The sequence below is a fragment of the Clostridium sp. YIM B02500 genome (genome assembly GCF_022324665.1).
GTDB classification, from domain to species: domain Bacteria; phylum Bacillota; class Clostridia; order Clostridiales; family Clostridiaceae; genus Clostridium; species Clostridium beijerinckii.
On record NZ_JAKGTE010000014.1, the window covers coordinates 1 to 21837 of the forward strand.

The 21837-nt window shown below is 29.3% G+C and carries 20 protein-coding genes and 1 riboswitch; of the genes, 17 read left to right on the top strand and 3 right to left on the bottom strand.

Translation table 11 applies throughout. From position 1 onward, the window contains the following. Positions 1-143: 143 nt before the first annotated feature. Positions 144-608 (bottom strand): peroxiredoxin, encoded by a 465-nt coding sequence (locus tag L1S46_RS13020; protein ID WP_238860553.1) that lies wholly within the window; start codon positions 606-608, stop codon positions 144-146. 232 nt (positions 609-840) lie between these two features. Beyond that, a riboswitch (SAM riboswitch) is annotated at positions 841-954 on the top strand. Positions 955-1153: 199 nt separating this feature from the next. Between L1S46_RS13020 and L1S46_RS13025 the strand changes: the two genes are divergently transcribed. Next, entirely contained in the window at positions 1154-2443 is a 1290-nt protein-coding gene (locus L1S46_RS13025) for an O-acetylhomoserine aminocarboxypropyltransferase/cysteine synthase family protein (RefSeq protein ID WP_017211732.1), read from the top strand. A 208-nt stretch (positions 2444-2651) separates the two neighbouring features. Here L1S46_RS13025 and L1S46_RS13030 read toward each other — a convergent pair whose 3' ends face one another. Both L1S46_RS13030 and L1S46_RS13035 read right to left on the bottom strand, forming a co-directional pair. Further along, on the bottom strand, positions 2652-3422 hold the full coding sequence (locus L1S46_RS13030) for a response regulator (RefSeq protein WP_011968111.1): 771 nt from the start codon (positions 3420-3422) through the stop codon (positions 2652-2654). Then, complete coding sequence (locus tag L1S46_RS13035) at positions 3400-5277, bottom strand: sensor histidine kinase (protein WP_238900228.1); 1878 nt, start codon at positions 5275-5277, stop codon at positions 3400-3402. The genes L1S46_RS13030 and L1S46_RS13035 overlap by 23 nt, the downstream gene beginning before the upstream one ends. A gap of 171 nt (positions 5278-5448) precedes the next feature. Between L1S46_RS13035 and L1S46_RS13040 the strand changes: the two genes are divergently transcribed. The 16 genes from L1S46_RS13040 to asrB all read left to right on the top strand — a co-directional run bounded on the left by L1S46_RS13040 (position 5449) and on the right by asrB (position 21832). Next, positions 5449-6777 (top strand): ABC transporter substrate-binding protein, encoded by a 1329-nt coding sequence (locus tag L1S46_RS13040; RefSeq protein ID WP_026885528.1) that lies wholly within the window; start codon positions 5449-5451, stop codon positions 6775-6777. Positions 6778-6843: 66 nt separating this feature from the next. Further along, a complete protein-coding gene (locus tag L1S46_RS13045; RefSeq protein WP_011968114.1) occupies positions 6844-7722 on the top strand; it encodes a sugar ABC transporter permease in 879 nt (292 codons plus the stop codon). Next, positions 7722-8549: a carbohydrate ABC transporter permease gene (locus L1S46_RS13050; RefSeq protein ID WP_011968115.1), complete on the top strand. Its 828-nt coding sequence runs from the start codon at positions 7722-7724 to the stop codon at positions 8547-8549. Before L1S46_RS13045 ends, L1S46_RS13050 begins: the two co-directional genes overlap by 1 nt. 129 nt (positions 8550-8678) lie before the next feature. Continuing rightward, positions 8679-11036 carry an alpha-xylosidase gene (yicI, locus tag L1S46_RS13055; RefSeq protein ID WP_238900229.1) on the top strand — a complete coding sequence of 786 codons (2358 nt, stop codon included), beginning with the start codon at positions 8679-8681 and terminating at the stop codon, positions 11034-11036. 178 nt (positions 11037-11214) lie between these two features. Next, positions 11215-12990 (top strand): M3 family oligoendopeptidase, encoded by a 1776-nt coding sequence (locus L1S46_RS13060; protein ID WP_238900230.1) that lies wholly within the window; start codon positions 11215-11217, stop codon positions 12988-12990. Between the two features lie 88 nt (positions 12991-13078). After that, positions 13079-13837 carry an EFR1 family ferrodoxin gene (locus tag L1S46_RS13065; protein ID WP_238900231.1) on the top strand — a complete coding sequence of 253 codons (759 nt, stop codon included), beginning with the start codon at positions 13079-13081 and terminating at the stop codon, positions 13835-13837. Between the two features lie 196 nt (positions 13838-14033). Continuing rightward, a complete protein-coding gene (locus L1S46_RS13070; protein WP_238900232.1) occupies positions 14034-14801 on the top strand; it encodes a hypothetical protein in 768 nt (255 codons plus the stop codon). 270 nt (positions 14802-15071) lie between these two features. Beyond that, positions 15072-15380 (top strand): thioredoxin, encoded by a 309-nt coding sequence (trxA, locus tag L1S46_RS13075; protein WP_011968120.1) that lies wholly within the window; start codon positions 15072-15074, stop codon positions 15378-15380. A 132-nt stretch (positions 15381-15512) separates the two neighbouring features. Further along, entirely contained in the window at positions 15513-15992 is a 480-nt protein-coding gene (locus L1S46_RS13080; protein ID WP_238900233.1) for a glutathione peroxidase, read from the top strand. Positions 15993-16118: 126 nt separating this feature from the next. Continuing rightward, positions 16119-16985: an NAD(P)/FAD-dependent oxidoreductase gene (locus L1S46_RS13085; RefSeq protein ID WP_017211742.1), complete on the top strand. Its 867-nt coding sequence runs from the start codon at positions 16119-16121 to the stop codon at positions 16983-16985. A 174-nt stretch (positions 16986-17159) separates the two neighbouring features. Beyond that, positions 17160-17600 carry a MarR family transcriptional regulator gene (locus L1S46_RS13090; protein WP_011968123.1) on the top strand — a complete coding sequence of 147 codons (441 nt, stop codon included), beginning with the start codon at positions 17160-17162 and terminating at the stop codon, positions 17598-17600. 54 nt (positions 17601-17654) lie between these two features. Beyond that, the gene (locus L1S46_RS13095; protein ID WP_011968124.1) at positions 17655-18335 is read left to right on the top strand and encodes a Crp/Fnr family transcriptional regulator; all 681 of its coding nucleotides are present in this window, start codon (positions 17655-17657) and stop codon (positions 18333-18335) included. A 146-nt stretch (positions 18336-18481) separates the two neighbouring features. Next, a complete protein-coding gene (locus L1S46_RS13100; RefSeq protein ID WP_238900234.1) occupies positions 18482-19174 on the top strand; it encodes a Crp/Fnr family transcriptional regulator in 693 nt (230 codons plus the stop codon). 80 nt (positions 19175-19254) lie between these two features. Further along, positions 19255-20022: a formate/nitrite transporter family protein gene (locus L1S46_RS13105; RefSeq protein WP_238900235.1), complete on the top strand. Its 768-nt coding sequence runs from the start codon at positions 19255-19257 to the stop codon at positions 20020-20022. Positions 20023-20034: 12 nt separating this feature from the next. After that, positions 20035-21045, top strand: coding sequence for an anaerobic sulfite reductase subunit AsrA (gene asrA / locus L1S46_RS13110; protein WP_238900236.1), 1011 nt, complete (start codon positions 20035-20037; stop codon positions 21043-21045). Continuing rightward, a complete protein-coding gene (asrB, locus tag L1S46_RS13115; RefSeq protein WP_238900237.1) occupies positions 21038-21832 on the top strand; it encodes an anaerobic sulfite reductase subunit AsrB in 795 nt (264 codons plus the stop codon). The genes asrA and asrB overlap by 8 nt, the downstream gene beginning before the upstream one ends. Positions 21833-21837: the final 5 nt, after the last annotated feature.

Sequence of the window (21837 nt, forward strand, 5' to 3'; positions counted from 1 at the left end):
GAAAGTTAAGGTCTATAGCGCCGATGGTACTGCATGGGAGACTGTGTGGCAGAGTAGGACGTTGCGAGGTAAGCAAAAAAAGATAGTTGTAATAACTATCTTTTTTTATTTATTATCATACAATATTTTAAATAATTAAATTATTATATAGAACATTTTAATTGTTCTATATGTCCTGTAACTTTAACTTTCCTATAAATCTTTGATATAATCCCATTTTCATCTATTACGAATGTACTTCTTTCAATACCTATGGATTTCTTCCCAAACATATTTTTTTCCTTTAATACGCCGTAGAGATTACATACCTCCTCTTTTTCATCTGAAAGAAGAATGAAGGGCAATTCATATTTTGCAATAAATTTATCATGAGACGCTAGAGAATCTCTGCTTATACCTAAAATAACAGCATTTTTCATTTCAAAATCATCCAAACCATTTTTAAAATCTTGTGCTTCTTGTGAACAGCCAGGAGTATTATCTTTAGGGTAAAAGTACAAGATGACTTTTTTATTTAAATAATCACTTAATTTATGTTCTTTTTTATCAGATCCTACTAATGTGAAATCAGGAGCTTTCATTCCTTCTTCTAAAGTTAAACTTTCCATTTTATTACCTCCATGTCTTTTATAATAATTATTATCTATCAAGATTAAATATTTGTAAAGTAGAAAAGAAACATTGCGACTGGGTTTATTTAGAATATATGACTGTGAATTCTAGATAAAATAACTAATTAATAAAAAATACATACAAAATTTAAAATACTGTTGACATATATAGCAATAAAATGTATACTTTATATCATAGTAAACAACTAAGAATAATATAATATAATAATTTTTATCAAGAAAGGCGGAGGGACTGGCCCTATGATGCCTAGCAACCTGAATTAAAAATCTATTTTAATTTAAGGTGCTAATTCCTGCAGATATTTTATCTGAAAGATAAGAATGTACATATTTTTTTGCTACTTTCTTATCTAGAAAGTAGCTCTTTTATTATCTAAATGTCTAATTATTTGTATATTTCTCTAGGGTCGTGATAAAAATCAAATTCAAATCTAAATATAATATCTAGAAAATTAGGGTAACGTACAAATCATAGTAAATATATTAAAAATAAAAATTATATAAAATGGGGGCAACAAATTATGAGTAATCAAGAAAGAAAATTAAAATTTGAAACACTTCAACTTCATGTAGGGCAAGAACAACCTGATTCAGCAACAGATTCTAGAGCAGTACCAATTTACCAAACAACTTCATATGTATTTAAAAATTCTGCACATGCAGCAGCAAGATTTGGATTAGCTGATGCTGGAAATATATATGGTCGTTTAACAAATTCAACACAAGATGTTTTTGAAAAACGTGTTGCAGCTTTGGAAGGCGGAGTGGCAGCTCTTGCGGTAGCATCTGGAGCAGCAGCAATAACATATGCATTGCAAAATATAACTAAAGCTGGTGATCACATAGTTGCAGAAAAAACTATATATGGAGGATCTTATAATTTGTTAGCACATACGTTTCCTACAAACGGTGTTACAACAACATTTGTAGATCCATCTGACCTATCAAATTTTGAAAATGCAATTCAAGATAATACTAAAGCAATTTTAATTGAATCACTTGGAAATCCGAACTCAAATATTTTAGATGTTAAAGCATTAGCAGAAATTGCACATAAGCATAAAATACCACTAATAGTGGACAATACATTTGGAACACCATACTTATTTAGACCGATTGAACATGGGGCAGATATAGTTGTTCATTCGGCAACTAAATTTATTGGTGGACATGGTACATCACTAGGTGGAGTTATTGTGGACTCAGGAAAGTTTGACTGGATAGGTTCAGGAAAGTTCCCACAATTATCAGAAGCAGATCCAAGTTATCATGGAATTAAGTTCGCAGAAGCAGTTGGGGCTGCCGCATATGTGACAAGAATTCGTGCTATTTTATTAAGAGATACGGGTGCATGCATAAGTCCATTTAATGCATTTATATTATTACAAGGTTTAGAAACTCTTTCACTTAGAGTTGAACGTCATGTTGAGAATGCTTTAAAAGTTGTAGAATTTTTAAAGAATCATCCAAAGGTTGAAAGTGTTAATCATCCATCGCTACCAGAGAGCGCTGATAATGCTTTATATAAAAAATATTTTCCTAAGGGAGCAGGTTCTATATTCACATTCGAAATTAAAGGTGGAGCAAAGGAAGCACAGGAATTTATTGATAAACTACAAATATTCTCACTACTTGCAAATGTAGCTGATGTTAAATCATTAGTAATTCACCCAGCGAGTACAACACATTCTCAAATGAATGAAACTGAACTAGCAGAGTCAGGAATTAAACCAAATACAATCCGTCTTTCAATAGGAACAGAACATATTGATGATATAATTTATGACTTATCTCAAGCATTTGAAAGTTAGGAGTCATTTAGTTAATAAAGAAAATAATTATTCAGCTTAGTTCTAAGAAAAAGTTTTGATAGATTAAAAGTTTTTGGTTAGTTACTTAAGAGGCAGAAGGCAAACAGTCAATATGAGAGTTTGCCTTCTATTTTTCTTTGGAGTGATAAATTCATGATAGTAATTAATATGGTGTAAAACACAATATTATGAGAACAATATAGAATTATTAGTTATAATTTAAATGTTTTATTCTATAGTCGCTAGGATACACACCTACATTAGATTTAAATACTCTGCTAAAATAGAAGGCATCTTTATAACCAATCAATTCACCAACCTTTTTTATTTCCAAGTCAGGCTGATTAATTAAAAGCTGTTTGGCTTCATTAATGCGAATTCTAGTGATATATTTTATCGGAGTTACTCCGGTATATTTCTTAAAAATCTTACTTATATATTCACTTGTAAATCCAAATTTCTCAGAAATTTCGGTTATTGATGTCACAGAGGCATAGTTATTAAGCAAGTAATTTTCAAGTAACTGGCTTAGGCTTTCAGGCTTTAGACTGTGGTGATCAATTGAAAATGAAGAGAATTCTTTACTTTCGGACTCAAGCATAACAAGAATGCTTTGTAAAGCAGTGCTAAGTTCTTCTATTTTTACTGGTTTTAATAAAAAATCTTTTACACCATATTTTAATGCAGTCTGAGCATATTTAAAATCATTGTATCCACTTAATACCATAGTCTTTATATGAGGATGATTTTTGTAGAGATATTTAATTAATTCTAATCCATCGTATTGAGGCATTCTTATATCAGTAATAACTAGAGATGGACATTGCTGTTCTATGAGAGGAATGGCAATTTCTCCATTGCTAGCTTCACCTACTAATTCAAAAGGAATGGATAAAGAATTAATTTTTTTTATTATATTCTGTCTTATAAGATGTTCATCTTCAACAACAATAAGTTTATAGGTGTGTGTATTGTTCATAAAAATCCTCCTTATTTAGATGTATGGGCCCACCGATTATAAAAATTGTTCTATTTTTTTGAGAATTATCAATTGAAAATATAGCTTCAGTACCATATAAAAGTTGTAATCTTAGATATACATTTTTAAGTCCCATTCCGCCAATCCTTAATGATTTTAGTTCTTTAGTTCTGTTTAAATTATAGAGATTAGATAATAATTTCTCTTTATCTTGATCACTTAAACAACCACCATTATCTTCGATATATATAAGCCACTTTTGATCATTTGTTATAGAAGATTTGATATCTAAAATCCAAGGTGGTGAGGAGCTAAAGCCATATTTAAAAGCATTTTCTACTATAGGTTGTATTATTAGTTTAGGAATTAAAATGTTCTTTGTTGATTCATGAATATTTGAAGTATAAATAAAATCACTTCCATATCGCATTTTCATACATTCAATATATTTTTCCGTATATGATATTTCTAAAGATAAATGAACAGCAGTTTCATCGCATGTTGTAATATAACGGAAATAATCACACAATGCATGACATATATTAATTATTTCGCTATTCATATCTTCTTCAGCCATGATACTTATATTTGTTAAACTATTATATAAAAAGTGTGGATTAATAAGAGATTGGGTCGCTTGTAGTTTTGCACGAGTTTCTTCTGATTTTAATAATAAAATTTCATGAGAAGAATCTCTTAATTTTTCATACATATCACAAAACGATTGATAGAGCTCGGAAATTTCAAGTATATTACTATTAATTGGAACTAATAGAGTTTCATTTTCATTTAATACTCTGTCTATAGTGACCATCTTTGTAGAATTAGTTAAAGTACTTAAAGGTTGAGTTAATCTACTTGAAATTATAAAACATAAAAATAGTGTAAAAATGATTGAAATTATAGCTATAATAATAAAACCTTCTTTAAAGGAGTGCAATGATCTGAAAACAACTTCCTTAGGTTCAACGGCAATGATTGTCCAATTATATGAATCGACTTTTTGATACGACATCAGGACATCATGCTTACTATCTATATTAATAAAATACCCAACTGATGGACTTAAATTGTGTTCTTGTATAGTATTAGTATAATTTATATTATCTTCTGGGGCAGATGAATAGGGGTAAACTAACTCATTATGTTCATTATATATATAGAATGATGTTGAAGGATTTTTTTGCTTTAATTCTGAAATTAGAGAGAATACAGTGTTGCAATCTTGTACTACTTCAACAATACCTTCTGGTTCATTATTTCGATTAAAGAATACACGTGAAAGTGAAAGATAATGATGGTTTGACATATTTTCAATTTTAGTAGGAGAGTATGATAATTTATCAGTAAGAAAAATATTTTTTTCACCATTTTTATCTAATGTACCCTTATACCAAGGTACAGTATTCAAATCTACATTTATTACTCCTTGAAAGAAACCTGATCCTATACATATTCCATTTTGTGTATAAAGATTAACTTGACTGGCTGATTGAAAGGGACCGATTATAGCAGTAATAATATCATATATAGCTAAAACGTTTTCTCTAGATTGAGTAAAATGTTCGAGATTTATTGTATCTGTGTTATTATGTGTAAAACTAGTAAAATTCTTTTTTATAGCATTCGAGTAGACAATATTCATGGATATTGTGGACATATTATTTAATTCGGTTGATACTGATTTATGAATAGAGGCACTGATAGTTTCAGATTTGGTTTTGGCTGTTTTATAAATATTATCACTATAAAAGTAATAAAAACAAAGAAAGAATAAAAGCAATAATAAGGCTACTAGTAACCCATAAATAGAAAATAAGTATGTCTTTTGAGAATAACGTAATTTATAATTCATTATAATCCTCCTTTCCAAAACACATTATATAATAATGTTCAAAAAAGTGCAAAACGGAGTTCTTTTTTATCTATGTCTAATTAATATACTTAGTGATATTATAAGCATGTAGCCAATGTAAAGCATATCAGAAATATGCACCAAATATTTATATTAATGGGGGTATAGTTAATGAGTAAACGTTTATTAAAATTAGTCAGTACGGTTTGTATGACAGTACTGATAGGGAGTGCTTTTGTAGGGTGTGGAAGCAGCAGTGGAGATGGAAGTAAAAGTGCATCGGGAAGTGGAGATTCAGTTACATTAACATTTGGATCTCATCAATCTGGTCTTCCAACATCTGGAGTTGTACAGGATTTGGCAAAAGATTTTGAAAAAGAAACAGGAATTAAAATTGATTTTCAAATTTCTCCGGATGCTCAATGGCGTGATTTACTTAAAGTGAAATTGGATTCGGGTGAGGCTCCAGATATTTTCTGCGCGGATGCCGATCCTTTAAATCTAGTAACAAGAGTTAATCCTGAAAAATATGTATTAGATGTATCAAGTGAAGAATGGGTAAAGAGAATGGACCCAAATGTTCTTCCTTCAATCTCATACAATAGCAAAGTTTATGGTATCACTTTTCCAGGTAAAAAAATGTATTTCTATGTTTACAATAAAGAGATATTTGAAAAATTAGGCTTGAAAATACCAACTAATTATCAAGAATTCAAAAATGTATGTCAAAAAATAAAAGATTCAGGAGTTACTCCAATTTATGAAGGAACTCAAAATGGATGGCATCAAGTACTTCCATTATTTGAAACAGGAGCAATGTATCAACAAAAGCATCCAGACTTATATAATAAGCTTAATAAAAATGAAGTTGATTTAGATTCTATACCTGAATTACAAACTATAATCAATGAATTAAAAGAATGTGCTGATTTAGGTTTTTATGGAGATAATTACTTAAGTAATTCAGTAGAAAATGCAAAAGAAGCAATGGCAAAAGGAAAAGCTGCAATGTTTATAGCAGAATCAGCATGGAGAAATGAAGTGAAATCGGATTTTCCTGATTTTGACGTTAATAAGTTAGGTATATTTGCAATGCCTTGGGGAGATAACCAAACAATTGGTGTGAATCCTGCAAGTAATGCATATTTTATAAATAAAAATGGAAAGCATGTAGAAGAAGCAAAGAAATTCTTTGATTTCCTAGCAAGACCTGAGAATTTACAAAAACGTTTAGATGGACAACCAGGATTATCGGAATTATGCTGGCCTGAAGTAAAATCAAAATATTCAAAAGAGGACCAAGCGTACATTGATTCATTGCAAAAAGGAATGGTTATGCAAGCTGGCGTTAAATATATTGACAGCCAATGGATGGATATTGGAAAAGACTTAGAGGCTATGTATAGTGGTTCATCAACTCCAAAGCAAGTATTAGAAACAATTATGAATAGAAGAACAGAACAAGCTAAATTACAAAAAGATCCTGATTGGGATAAATAATTACGGTTATATGAAAATAAGGTTTCTCCTTTTGAAACCTTATTTTATTAGAATGGAGGGATTTAAATGGACAGAAAAAAATTATATCCGTGGTACTTTACAAGCGGGGCTCTATTAATATTTTTCTTACTTTGCTTTTTACCAGGAATTATAGGTATATTTTATTCATTTACAGATTGGAACAATTTTACAGACAAGATCAATTTTATAGGATTCAAAAATTATGCTGAAGTATTTAAGGGGAAACCGGAATACCGTGCATATTTGTGGAATACGGTATTATTTACTACAGTTACAACAATCATGAAAACTGTAGTTGGCCTAGCTTTAGCTCTACTATTAACACAAAAATTTATCAAACTAAAAAACTTTCATAGAATGGTTATCTTTTCTCCTCAAGTAATGTCTTATTTAGTAGTAGGACTTGTTTTCAAAAGTATGCTACATCCAGATACAGGATTTGTAAATAATTTTCTTAAATCTGTAGGAATGGATTTCTTGGCTATGAATTGGCTGACTGATTTAAAAATTGTTTTTGCAACTGTCATGTCTGTAGATACTTGGAAAGGTATGGGGTACATAATGGTTGTAATTATTGCAGGATTGATGTCTATTTCTCCTGATTATTATGAGGCGGCAAATATTGATGGTGCTAGTTTCTGGCAAAAGTTTCGTTTAATAACCTTGCCATTATTAAAACCAATTATTATAAATGTAACAATATTAAATGTAACATATGGATTTAGAGTATTTGATATGATTTATTCATTGACAAATGGAGGGCCAGGTAATGCAACAGGGGTAATTAACACAGCAGTGTATAAGGAATTTTCTAAAGGAAATTATGCAATGGGTACCACATTATCGAGTATATTATTCTTTGGATTATTGCTATTAGTATATTTCATTATTAAATCCATGGAAAATAAGGAGGTAGATGCATAATGGTCACTTTAAAGAAGTCAATTGGAAGTGTAGCAGCCAATATAGTAACAATTTTTATAAGTTTATTAGTACTAATACCAATGGTAGTTTTATTTCTTAATTCTTTTAAGACTCAAGGTGAATCCAATAAAATGTCCCTTTCTCTGCCTAAAGAATGGGTATTTGCAAACTATAAAACAGTAATCGAACAGGGAAAATTGGTCTCATCGTTTTTAAACAGCCTTTTATATGCTACTTGTAGTGTTTTAATAATTGTAATTGTAGTAGCAGCAGCAGCGTTTGTTATTGCAAGAAATCGTAAAGGTATTAATAATTTTATATATTACTTTATCCTTTCTGGTATAGCTATACCTATTAACAACGTTGCGTTAATGAAAGTTTTGCAAGCATTAAATCTTGTAAATACCAGGTTAGGTATTATTCTTGTTTATGCAGCAATTAATATTCCTCTTAGCTTGTTTTTATCATATGGATTTATCTCAACAATTCCTAGAGAGATTGATGAAGCAGCTGTTATTGATGGGTGTGGACCAATTAGATTATTTATAAAAATAATACTTCCATTATTAAAACCGATTATTTCAACTTTATTTGTTTTGAATTTTATGGTTGTTTGGAATGACTTTACAATGCCTTTATATTATTTAAATAATTCTGCAAAATGGCCGATGACATTAGCTGTTTATAATTTCTTCGGAGCATTTGAAAATTCATGGAATTTAGTTAGTGCCGATATAATATTAACATTGTTACCTGTATTAATTATATTTATATTAGGGCAAAAATATATAGTTGGTGGTGTTTCAGCAGGATCTGTAAAAGGCTAATAGAACAGGAATGTTATAGTTAGATAATTTAGCATAGTTTAAATAGAAAGAATAAATAAAATAATAGAATTTATAAAGTTCCTAAAGACAAAAGCTTATTTAGGAAACAGAGTAGGAGAGTGTATTAATATGAAATTTAGCAATGGATGTTGGCTGGACAAGCCAGGATATCAGATATTTAGCCCTCAAGAAGTTTATAGTACTAAAATAGAAGAGGATGTTTTAACTCTTTATACACCATGTAATAAGATAAACCAACGAGGAGATACATTAAAAGGGCCAGTTATAACATATAAAATCTCTTCTCCAATGAAAAATGTAATAAGAGTTAGGGCATATCATTTTATGGGACAACAAAAAAAGTCTCCAAACTTTGAAATTTATAAAGATGAAGAAGTTAATAGTTTAATAGAAGAAAATGAAAAAAATATAATATTTAAATCAGGAGATCTTAAAGCTGTAATAGATAAAGATGTATTTCAAATTAGCTTTTATAAAAGGGATAAAAAGCTAACGTCTAGTATGCCAAGAGGACTAGCATATGTTAATACTGCTGAAGAAAGAGTCTTTATGAAGGTTCCAGAAGAAGGAGTCTTCATGAAGGAAGAATTACAATTATCCGTAGGGGAATTGGTTTATGGACTTGGAGAAAGGTTTACCCCTCTAGTAAAGAATGGTCAAAGCATAGATATATGGAATGAAGATGGAGGAACAAGTACAGAGCAGTCATATAAAAACATACCATTTTATATGACTAATAAAGGATATGGGGTATTTGTAAATCATCCTGAAAGGGTATCTTTTGAAGTTGGTTCAGAAAAAGTCACTAAAGTTCAATTTAGCGTTCCAGGAGAATATTTAGATTACTTTATAATTGGTGGAGAATCAATGAAAGAAGTAGTTGAAAATTATACAACACTAACAGGTAAACCAGCACTTCCACCAGCGTGGTCATTTGGATTATGGTTAACAACATCTTTCACTACAAATTATGATGAAGAAACGGTTAATAGTTTTGTTTATGGCATGGCAGATAGAGATCTGCCACTTAGAGTATTTCATTTTGATTGCTTTTGGATGAAAGATTTTAATTGGTGTAATTTTGAATGGGATAGCAGAGTATTTCCAGATCCAAAGGGAATGCTTACAAGATTAAAGGAAAAAGGATTAAAAATATGTGTTTGGATAAATCCATATATTGCTCAAGAGTCAAAGTTATTTGATGAAGGCATGGAACACGGATATTTGATAAAGAAACCTAATGGTGATGTGTGGCAATGGGATTTATGGCAGCCTGCAATGGGAATTGTAGATTTTACAAATCCAGATGCATGCAAATGGTATTCAGGTAAGCTTAAAGAATTAATTGATATGGGAGTAGACTGCTTTAAGACTGATTTTGGTGAACGTATACCAACAGAGGTTGAATATTTCGATGGATCAGATCCATATAAAATGCACAACTATTATACTCAAATATATAATAAGGTAGTATTTGAAACTTTAAAAGAAAATTTAGGAGATGATGAGGCAGCAGTATTTGCAAGATCAGCGACTGTTGGAGGACAACAATTTCCAGTACATTGGGGAGGAGACTGTGAAGCGAACTATGAATCAATGGCAGAAAGTTTAAGAGGTGGATTATCTCTCTGCATGTCAGGTTTTGGATTCTGGAGCCATGATATAGGCGGTTTTGAGAGTACTGCAACAGCTGATGTATATAAGAGATGGGTTGCCTTTGGATTATTATCTTCCCATAGTAGGTTACATGGAAGCAGCTCGTATAGAGTACCATGGCTTTATGATGAAGAAGCTTGTGATGTAGTTAGATTTTTTACTAAGCTTAAATGTAGCATAATGCCATATTTATATAACATAGCTAATGATGCATCAAAAAGAGGTATACCAGCTATGAGAGCTATGATGTTAGAATTCCAAGATGATTTAGCTTGTAATTACTTGGATAAACAATATATGCTTGGAGATTCTATCTTAGTTGCACCTATATTTAATGAAGAGGGAGAAGCAAATTATTATTTACCAGAAGGAATGTGGACTAACTTCATAAGTGGGAAGAAATATGATGGGGGAAGATGGATCAGAGAAAGACATGATTACTTAAGTGTACCTATGATGGTTAAAGAAAATAGTTTAATTGCTGTTGGAAATGAAAGTTCTAAGCCGGACTACAATTATAGAGATAATGTATCGATTTTGGCCTATGAATTGAAAGAAAATCAGAAAACAGCCACAAGTGTTGTAGACATGAAAGGTAATAAAGTTCTTGAAGTGGAAGTCACCAAAAATGAAAAAAATATTATTATTGAATCTATAGGCACTGAAGGAGAGTGGTCTTTAGTACTTAGGAAACTTTCTAATATAGAAAATGTTGATAATGGAGTACTTATTCATCAAGGAGAGGATACAATAATTAAATTTACAGATGGAAATTGCAAATGTAATTGTAAATTAGAATTTACCAGATAACAATTTTAATATAAAGCACATATAGTATCAGTGAAAATCTAGAAGGTAAACTAAAATTATTATTAGTTAACTTCTAGATTTTTATTATATAATGAATATTTTATAGCCTATAATTGATATTATAATGGTATATAATAAAATTAGGAAAAATATAAATACAGACTTGGAGTGAATATTTATGGAACTAAATTGGAGCCTAAAGGAAATATATCCGTCATTTGATGGCGATGAATTTAAACAAGACTTAAATAAATTAACAGATATTATTGAAGAAATCAATAAATGGGCATTAGAAGCTACTAAAAATAAAGATAACTTAGTAGAAAAATTAGAGGAATATATAAATAAATTTACAAAAGTAACAGACTTATCTAGTAGAATTAGTATTTTTATAAATCTAAGCTTAAGCGTAAATACAAAGGATAAGAATGCATTGAGGTATTCAGATATTTTAGAAAAGAAATTAACAAATTTAATTGGAAGTTCAGTTAAATTTGAAAGATATATTAGCAGTATAGAAGGCCTGGATGAAATAATAAGTAAGTCTAAGCTACTTAAGGAACATGAATTTATGTTAAAAAATATAGTTGAGCAAAGTCAATATTTGCTCAGCGATAAGGAAGAAAGTATAATTGCTAATATGAAAAATACAGGCTCAAATGCCTGGGCGAAACTTAAGGATAATTTGATTTCCACATTATTAGTAGAAATTGAAGAAGATAATGAAATTAAGCATATACCATTAACAATGGTTTTAAATATGGCCTATGATAAGGATGCAACTGTAAGAAAAAAAGCATATGAAGCAGAAATAAAATCTTATAAAAAAGTAGAAGAAGGTGTAGCTGCGGCATTAAATGGAATAAAGGGTGAAGTTTTAACAGTTTGTGATTTTAGGGGATATAAATCTCCACTTGAAAAGACACTCATAGATTCAAGAATGAGTGAAGAGTCTTTAGAGGCAATGTTTTTAGCTATGAAAGAAAGTCTTCCGGTATTTAGGAAATACTTGAGAAGAAAAGGTGAAATGTTAGGTCATAAAAACGGACTACCATTTTATGATTTATATGCACCTGTTTGCGAAGCAGATATGAAGTTTACATACGAAGAAGGTACTAAATTTGTTGAAAAAAACTTCAGAACATTTAGTGACAACTTAGGAGATTTTGCAAGGAAAGCAATTGATAATCATTGGATAGATGTAAAACCAAAGGAAGGAAAAGTAGGTGGAGCTTTTTGCGAGAATCTACATTTCAATGGAGAGAGTAGAATACTCCTAAACTATGGCGATAATTTTGGAGATGTAGTAACTCTCGCCCATGAATTAGGTCATGGTTTTCACGGAGAGTGTTTAAATAATGAGACTACGTTAAATTCAGATTATCCAATGCCGATAGCAGAGACCGCATCTACATTTTGTGAAACAATAATAAAAAAGGCAGCAATAAAAGATGTTTCTAAGAATGAAGCTTTAGCAATCCTTGAAACTGAAATTAGCGATTGCACACAAGTTATTGTTGATATATACTCTAGATTCCTATTTGAAAAATCATTTTTCGAAGCTAGAAAAGGAAGTTCTTTAAGTGTTGAGGAAATAAATGATCTTATGCTGGACGCTCAAAGAGAAGCATATGGAGATGGATTAGATCCTGATTTTTTACATCCATATATGTGGACTTGGAAACCTCATTATTATGATGCCGAGTATAATTATTATAATTTTCCTTATGCGTTTGGATTATTATTTGCAAAAGGATTATATGCTGAATATTTAAAAAAAGGAAAAACTTTTTCGAAGGAGTATGAAAAATTACTTTCAATTACAGGAAAAAATAAAATAGCTGATGTAGCAAGAGTTATGGGCATAGATATAAATGATACAGAATTCTGGAGAAATTCTTTAAAAACTATAGAAGAGGATATAGAAGAATTTATAGATCTTAGTAATAAATAAGAAAAATTTTTATGGAATTATTCATCAAATAAATATATTTTTATTTGATGAATAATAGGTATAGTAGGGGTTAGAGGAGTAATTTTAAATGAAGATATTTTATAATACATCCACTGGTAATTCGTTGTATGTAGCAAAAATAGTAAAAGAAAGTTTTAAAAATTGTGAATTGGTATCTATGAGTAAGGCATTAAAAGAAAACAAGCTTGAAATTTGCGAAGATATTATTGGATTTATATATCCAATCCACTGTTCAGGACTACCAATTGTGGTTAATGAATTTATCTCAAAGTTAAAGATAAATAAAGATGCATATATCTTTGCAATTGGAGTTTCAGGAGGAGGAGGAGCAAATACTAGCTTTGTTCAAATTAATAAATTATTAGAAAGTAATGTTAAAATAAGTAATTATTGTACCATTAGGTATATTTCTAATTATATACGAGCAGGTAGAAATCCTACTAAAGCTAGAGCTGAGGAAACTATAAAAGAAAATGAAAGTAAGATAGTGAATTTTATAGAGTCAGTTAAGAGAAGAGATGCTAAAGAAATTAACTTTAAAGCTGGAATTGGAAATTTAGCATATAAGATATGGAAAGATTTTTATAGAAATAAAGATAGAAACTTTAATGTAAATGAGAAATGCATTAGTTGCAATATGTGCAAGAAAGTTTGCCCGGTAGATAATATCGTGATGGAAAATAATAGACCAAAATGGTTAGGAAAATGCACAGACTGTATGGCTTGTATAAATATATGCCCTAAAGAAGCAATAAATATAGGAAAGTCTACAATTAAAAAGAACAGATATTTAAATCCATATATAAAGAGAGAGGAATTAATATAGAGATATAAGATAAAAAAATAATCTTGATAAAAATATCTTGAGTATAGAATAAGGGATATACTTTATATCCTTTGGATCACATTAAATATTATAAAGGACAAAAAAATAATATAAAAAAATCCTAAAAATGATAACATAAATGTAATAATATGGTAAAATATTTATATAAATAATATATGAATGGGGTTGTCAAGTAATGGGTTTTTTTAAAAAAGATGATATTCAAGAAAAAGAAGTTCAAGTAACTAATGAAACTAAAATTGAGAATTTAGAGATTGATAAAAGAATTTCTAAAAAGAAAAATTTATCTCTTTTTGATGTAGATACGATTCAGTATGTAATTAAAAATTTTCCATCCATGTCCATTGAAATTCAAAGTGGTCTGAGCAACTTGGCAAGCATACTAGAAAATACCATAGACCACATTGAAGATAAGTCAAATGAAATAATTAAAAAAGATAGGAATTTCAAATTAAGTAAAGCTTATAGAGATACATCTATAGCTATATATAGCGTTGTTGAAAACATAAATGAATATGTTAAGTGGATGCAAGATGAATATGAGAAAAATATACAATCTGATAAAGAAAGTATTTGTAAGATAAGAAAAGATTTAGTAGAAATTAAGAAAGAAGCATCTATAGATAAAGAAAAACAAGAATTAAAAAATACCTTAATTAATGAAGAAGCTATAGAAATATATAAGGATTTTTCATTAAAAGAACCTAAAGCAATAAAGTTGGATGATAATATTATAGATGTTGAAGATTGGGATGACTTACTTGTTAAAACAGCTGAGGTACTTACAAAACAATATAAAAAAAATAAAAATATTAATAAGACTATGAAATCAATTAAACCAGTTGAAAAAAAATCTCCACAAAATTCTTTTAGGGATACTGTTATAGATATGCTAACAGAGTATAAGATAAATTTTGATGAATTTAAAGTTATAGTGAAGTAAGATATTTAGAGTAATTCTTGTATTTCAAATAACTCAGCTTACGTGCAAAGAAATATTTGCATTTTAAGCTGATTTTTTATATAGTTAAATAATAATAAAAATATTGACAATGAATATTATAAAAAGTACAATATGATTATAAAAGATTGAGTTAAATTTAATTTATAAAAATTTAATTTTTTTATGAATAGTAAATATAAAAAAGTTTAAAATAGCTAGAGATATGTTTAAAAAAGCTTTAGTTTAATTTATAAGATGGAGGAATGAAGTATGAAAATAGTAGATACTAACGAATTTAAAAATGAAATAGAGAGTGGAGTTACAGTTGTAGATTTCTTTGCAACTTGGTGTGGACCTTGTAAAATGTTATCTCCAGTGCTTGAAGGATTATCAGGCGAAATGGAAGGAAAGGCTAAATTTATTAAAGTTGATATAGATCAAAGTTTAGACTTAGCAAATGAGTTTCAAATTTCAAGCGTTCCAACAATGATAATATTCAAAGATGGACAAAAAGCAGAGCAACTTATAGGATTTTTACCAAAAGAAAAAATTCAACAAGCAATTGAAAGTAATCTATAAAATATTTTCTACATTAAAAAACATAGTGCAATATTAAAATGTACTATGTTTTAATTTTAAATAAATAAGTTGAGTAAAATTAAATTTTATAAAGTTTACTTTTTAAGCATAATTATGTAAGGAGAGATAATCATGAATTTTTATAGTTTTTCTGCAAATAAAATGAATGGTCAAGAAGTAAAAATGGAAGAATATAAAGGAAAAGTAGTCTTAATAGTAAATACTGCGAGTAAGTGCGGATTTACACCACAATTTGAAGAGTTAGAAGATATTTATAAGGAATATAAAGATCAGGGATTGGAAATATTAGGTTTTCCATGCAATCAGTTTGCCAAACAAGATCCATCTAGCAATGAGGAAATAAATTCGTTTTGCAAATTAAATTATGGAGTTACTTTTACTATGTTTGAGAAAATTGATGTAAATGGAACTAGCGCACATCCGCTATATGAATTCTTGAAAAATAAAAAAAGAGGACTCTTTAATAAGGATATAAAATGGAATTTTACTAAGTTTTTAGTTAATAAAGATGGAGAAGTTATATGGCGATATTCTCCAACAACAAAGCCATCAAAAATTAAAGAAGATATTATAAATTTGTTAAATGCTTAAATTATTGCATTTTTGAAATAGACATTAAGTGGTGCAGAAGATATATTATAATTATATAGTTTAAATAAGATAGTTTATAATAGAAATAGGTTTATAATTAAATATACGTAAATGGAGGAAAAAAAGATGAGCGAAAGATATGATATAGCAATAATAGGAAGTGGACCTGCAGGTTTGTCAGCTGCATTGAATGCAAGAATAAGAAAAAAGAATTTTATAATATTTGGGAATAAGGAACTTACTAGTAAGCTTGCAAAAGCTCATGAAATAAATAATTATCTAGGCTTTTATAAAAAAAGCGGTAAAGAATTGCAAGAAGAGTTTAATAAACATTTAGAAGAAATGGATATAAATATAACTGAAGAGAGAATCAATAATGTATATGCAATGGGAGACTATTTTGCTTTAATGGTAAATGAAAAAATGTATGAAGCTACATCAGTAATATTAGCCACAGGTGTTGAATACGGAAAATTATTTGATGGAGAAGAAAGACTTCTTGGAAAAGGAGTAGGATATTGTGCAACTTGTGATGCTCCACTATATAGAGGAAAGGTAGTTACAATAGTTTCTTATAATAAGCATGAGGAAGAAGAGGCTAATTTTATTGCATCAATAGCATCTAAAGTAAATTATATTCCTATGTATAAGGAAAAAGTTGAGGTAGATCCTTCTATAGAAATTATAAATGATACACCAGTTGGAATTATAGGAGGAGATAAAGTAAGCAAGCTGAAGCTAAAGAATTCAGAAATTGAAACAGATGGTATTTTTATACTTAGAGATAGCATTTCTCCAGGACAATTGGTACCAGGATTAAAGATAGTTGATAACCATATTGAGGTAGATAGATTAATGAGAACGAGTATTAAAGGATGTTTCGCAGCTGGCGATATTGTTGGAAAGCCATATCAATATATAAAGTCAGCTGGAGAAGGCAATATAGCAGCTTTATCGGCAGTAAGTTATGTGGATTCTGTTTCTAAAAAATAGTAAAGTTATAGAAATAAGATATGTTATCTATAATATTGAGCATAAGTAAGCTTTATGTATTGGACGAAAAGTGCTATATTAAAATTGACATGCCAAAGCAAAAAAGTTAAACTTACTTTGGTTTGTTAAAATTAAATTTATATAAATGATATGGCGGTTATAGGAGAATGAATTATGAATAAATCAAAAAAATATGAAAGTATCAAATTAGACAATCAAGTTTGCTTTTCTTTATATGCAGCATCAAGGGAAATAATAAAATTATATAAACCAATTCTGGATAAATTCAATCTAACATATACACAATATATCGCGATGCTGGTATTATGGGAAGATGAAAAGAGTACGGTTAAGGATATAGGACGAAGATTGCACTTAGATTCTGGTACATTGACGCCACTATTAAAGAAGATTGAAGGAATGGGATTAATAACAAGATATAGAGACACAAATGATGATAGAGTAGTAATTATTGAATTAACTGAAAAAGGAAGACTTCTAAAGGATGACATATTAGAAGTACCACGTCAAATAGTATGTAAAGCTAACATAACAACTGAAAGTGCTATTGAATTAAAAAGAAATTTAGATGAATTATTAAAATCTTTAGAGTAACTTTGACTGATTTTGTCTGGGCCCTGATTAGATATTTTTTGGAGGAATTTCTATATGGAAGATGTACTTAATAAATTAAAGGGGAATGAATTTTTTCAAGATTTAAGTGTTGAGGAAATTAGGGATCTTATTTCAAATATTGGATATAATTTAAGATCATATAAAAAGGGAGAAATTATTGCTAATGAAGAAGATGAATGCAATAGTTTAGGTTTTGTTTTAGAGGGGATAGTCGAAATTCAAAGAATATACCTTAGCGGAAAACAAATAATTCTAAAGAGACTAAGTAATGGAGATGTATTTGGTGAGGCATTAGTATTCTCAAAGAAATCAAAATATCCATCTACAGTTATAGCTTTTAGTGACTGTAATATACTTTATATAAGCAGAGCAGACATACTAAAATTATGTACAAGTGATGAAAGAGTATTAGGGAACTTTATGTCTTCATTGAGTAATAAGATATTTATGTTAAATTCAAAGATAAAAAGTATAGCGTTTAAAAGCATCAAACATAAAGTTATAAACTACATATTAGAACAGGCAAAGAGCCAAAAAAGTGAAATAGTTAAACTGAAAGAAAATAAAGAAGAAATTGCATCTTCACTAGGTATTCCTAGACCATCTTTATCAAGAGAATTAATGAATCTTAGAGATCTAAATTATATTGAGTTTGATAGAAATATAATTAAAATTTTAAATATTGAAGAGTTAGAAGCAGAATTATTTGATTAAAATGATATATATTGATATTTCATAAGGCAGAGGTATACGTAGAAATCATTAATATAAAATAATTTTATTATAATAGAATAATTAGGTTAGCTTACTATCGCAAATATTATTTTACTAAGTTTATAGTAAGTAATTAGGAGTTATTTATGAAAAATATTTCTGAAGAACAGTTAGAGGAGTTAGAAATTTTTAATGGTGTTTCTAAATCATCTCTAATCAAGCTTAAGGATTTTGGAGAAGTTAAAAAGTATAAGCCTGGAAATCATCTTTTTAGAGATAAAGAAGAAGTATCTACTTTATATGTAGTATTAAGCGGAAGTATATCTCTATATAAATTAAATGAGAATGGAAATAAACGTGTTATATTCATTTTGGGTAGAGGTAAAATGATTAATGATGTTATTATACAAGATTTACCGTCGTCTATAAATTGTGAGATATTTGAAGAGTCTTATATATTAAGTTATGACAAATATACATTTTTAAAGATTATGGAGGATGATTTTATCCTTACCAAGAATGTTATGTTCTCATTAGCTATGAAAGTAAGAAGATTGTATAGGCAGCTAAAGAATGCAACAGGTGTAGTAAGAATGGAAAAGAAACTTGCGGCAAAACTTTGGAAACTTAGCAGAGATTATGGAGTTAAGTGTGAGGATGGAGTAACTATTAATATGAATATAAGTGTAACATATCTAGCAGATTTACTTGGCTCAAAAAGAGAAACTGTATCCAGATCACTAAAAGTACTTTTGGACAATAAATTAATTAAGTATGAGAATAGAAAAATTAAAGTAATTGATCAAGATAAATTATCAAAATTTTTTAAAGCACCGTGATTTATATCACGGTGCTTTATTTATTAATAACTTATAATTAATTTATAGGTAAGCGTATATATGAAAGGGGAATTTATAGTATGTTTTGTGAAGAATTTAACAGTGTAATTATGGCAGCTAAGGCAAAAGTTAATTTATTAAAGACAAATAAACTAGGATATTTCATAAGTTCAATGCTTGCAGGTCTTTATGTGGGTATGGGAATTATGCTTATATTCACAATAGGAGGATTATTAGGTGGTAGTGGATCACCTGCTACAAAAATAGTCATGGGAGTATCCTTTGGAGTTGCCCTTAGTTTAGTAATTATGGCAGGATCAGAACTTTTTACAGGAAACAACTTTATTATGACAGCTGCTTCTTTAAGAAAAGAAGTAAAGTGGACAGACACTATTAACATATGGATAGTTTGTTTTATAGGAAATTTAGTTGCTTCTATTATTGCAGGATATTTATTTTATGCTACAGGACTTACAGCTGGACCCGTTGGAGAATTTATTGCAAAAACATCAGCAGCTAAAATGAGTGTACCATTTCTACCATTATTAGTACGTGGGATTTTTTGTAATATACTAGTCTGCTTAGCTACATGGTGTAGTTTTAAATTAAAAAGTGAATCAGCTAAGCTTATTATGATATTTTGGTGTTTATTTGCATTTATAACAGCAGGTTTTGAACATAGTGTTGCCAATATGACTCTTTTGACAATAGGATTACTTAATCCGGGAGCTGCAAGTGTAAGCATTATGGGTTATGTGTATAACATAGGTGTAGTAACACTTGGAAATATGATTGGTGGAGCAGTATTTCTAGCATTACCTTATTATATAATTTCAAAAAAGAAGTAAAGGAGTAAGCTGATGGGATATAAATTAAGCAAAAATGATATTAATAAAGTATTCGAAGATTTATCAAAAGAATATGTAGTATATGCACCAAAATTATTTGAAGGTGAAGGTAGTTTCTCTGATACTGATAGAGTACGTTATGGTGAAATAAAGACAATAGATGATATAGTTTTTGATCAAAAGGCCCAATATTCATATAAAGAAGTATTACTTCCTATATCTCAAACACTTTTCTATTTCACAGAAGATTCAATAAAGGAAGCAGATGATCCTAAAAAAGGTGCTATCATTTTCTTAAGAAGCTGTGATTTACATGCGGTAAAACGTATGGATGACATTTACTTAAGAAATGGACAAGAAGATTATTATTATAAGAGAATAAGAGAAAATGCAAAATTTATTTTAATGGGATGTGAAAACTCATTTGAAAATTGTTTTTGTGTAAGTATGGAAACAAATAAAAATGATGAATATAATGCATACTTAAAAGTAAATGGTGATAATGTATACGTAGATGTTAAAGATGAGGAGTTAAAAAAGCTATTTAAGGTTGATGAAACTTTAGATGTTAAACCAGACTTTGTAACGGAAAATAGTGTAAAGGTTTCGATACCAGATAATCTTTCTTTAGATGTTATGAAATCAGATATGTGGAAAGAGTACAGTGCTCGTTGTATTGCTTGCGGAAGATGTAATTTTGTTTGTCCTACATGTACTTGCTTTACAATGCAGGATGTCTTCTATACTGATAATGGTAAAGCAGGTGAAAGACGAAGAGTATGGGCATCTTGCCATGTAGATGGATATACAAATATGGCTGGAGGACATAGTTTTAGGTTAGATAAAGGACAACGTATGCGTTTTAAAGTACTACACAAAGTATATGACTATAAAAAGAAATGGGGATATCATATGTGTGTGGGATGTGGAAGATGTGATGATATCTGCCCAGAATATATATCATTCTCTAACTGTGTGAACAAATTAAAAGATGGTATGAAAGAGGTGGCAGACAATGAGTAAAAATGAATATATTCCTTTTTTATCAGAAATTAAAGAAGTAATTAAACATACAGAAATAGAATATACTTTTCGAATGGAGTTTAATGGTGATGTAAAACCAGGACAGTTCTTTGAAGTTTCATTACCAAAGTTTGGTGAAGCACCTATTTCAGTAAGTGGTATTGGAGAGGGCACTGTAGACTTAACTATAAGACGTGTTGGAAAAGTAACTAATGAAATATTTAATAATTATGTTGGCGATAAATTATTTCTAAGAGGACCTTATGGTAATGGCTTTGATATTGAAAATTACAAAGGAAAAGAATTAATAGTTGTTGCAGGGGGAACAGGTCTTTCTCCAGTAAGAGGAGTTGTAGATTACTTTGCAAAAAATGCAGGTGAAGCAGAAAGCTTTACTCTAATTGCAGGATTTAAATCTCCTAATGACGTTTTATTCAAAGATGATATTAAAATGTGGAAAAGTAATATAAATCTTATTCTAACTGTTGATAATGCAGAAGAAGGATACAATGGCAATGTTGGAATGGTAACAAAATATATTCCTGATTTACTAATAAAGTATATTAATAATGCAGCGGTTATTGTAGTAGGACCTCCTATTATGATGAAGTTTACTGTTGCAGAGTTTTTAAAACGTGGTATAGATGAAAATAATATTTGGATTTCACAAGAAAGAAAAATGTGTTGTGGAATCGGAAAGTGTGGACATTGTAAAATAGATGATACTTATATTTGTTTAGATGGTCCTGTTTTCAATTATTCAAAAGGCAAATTCTTAATAGATTAGGAGGG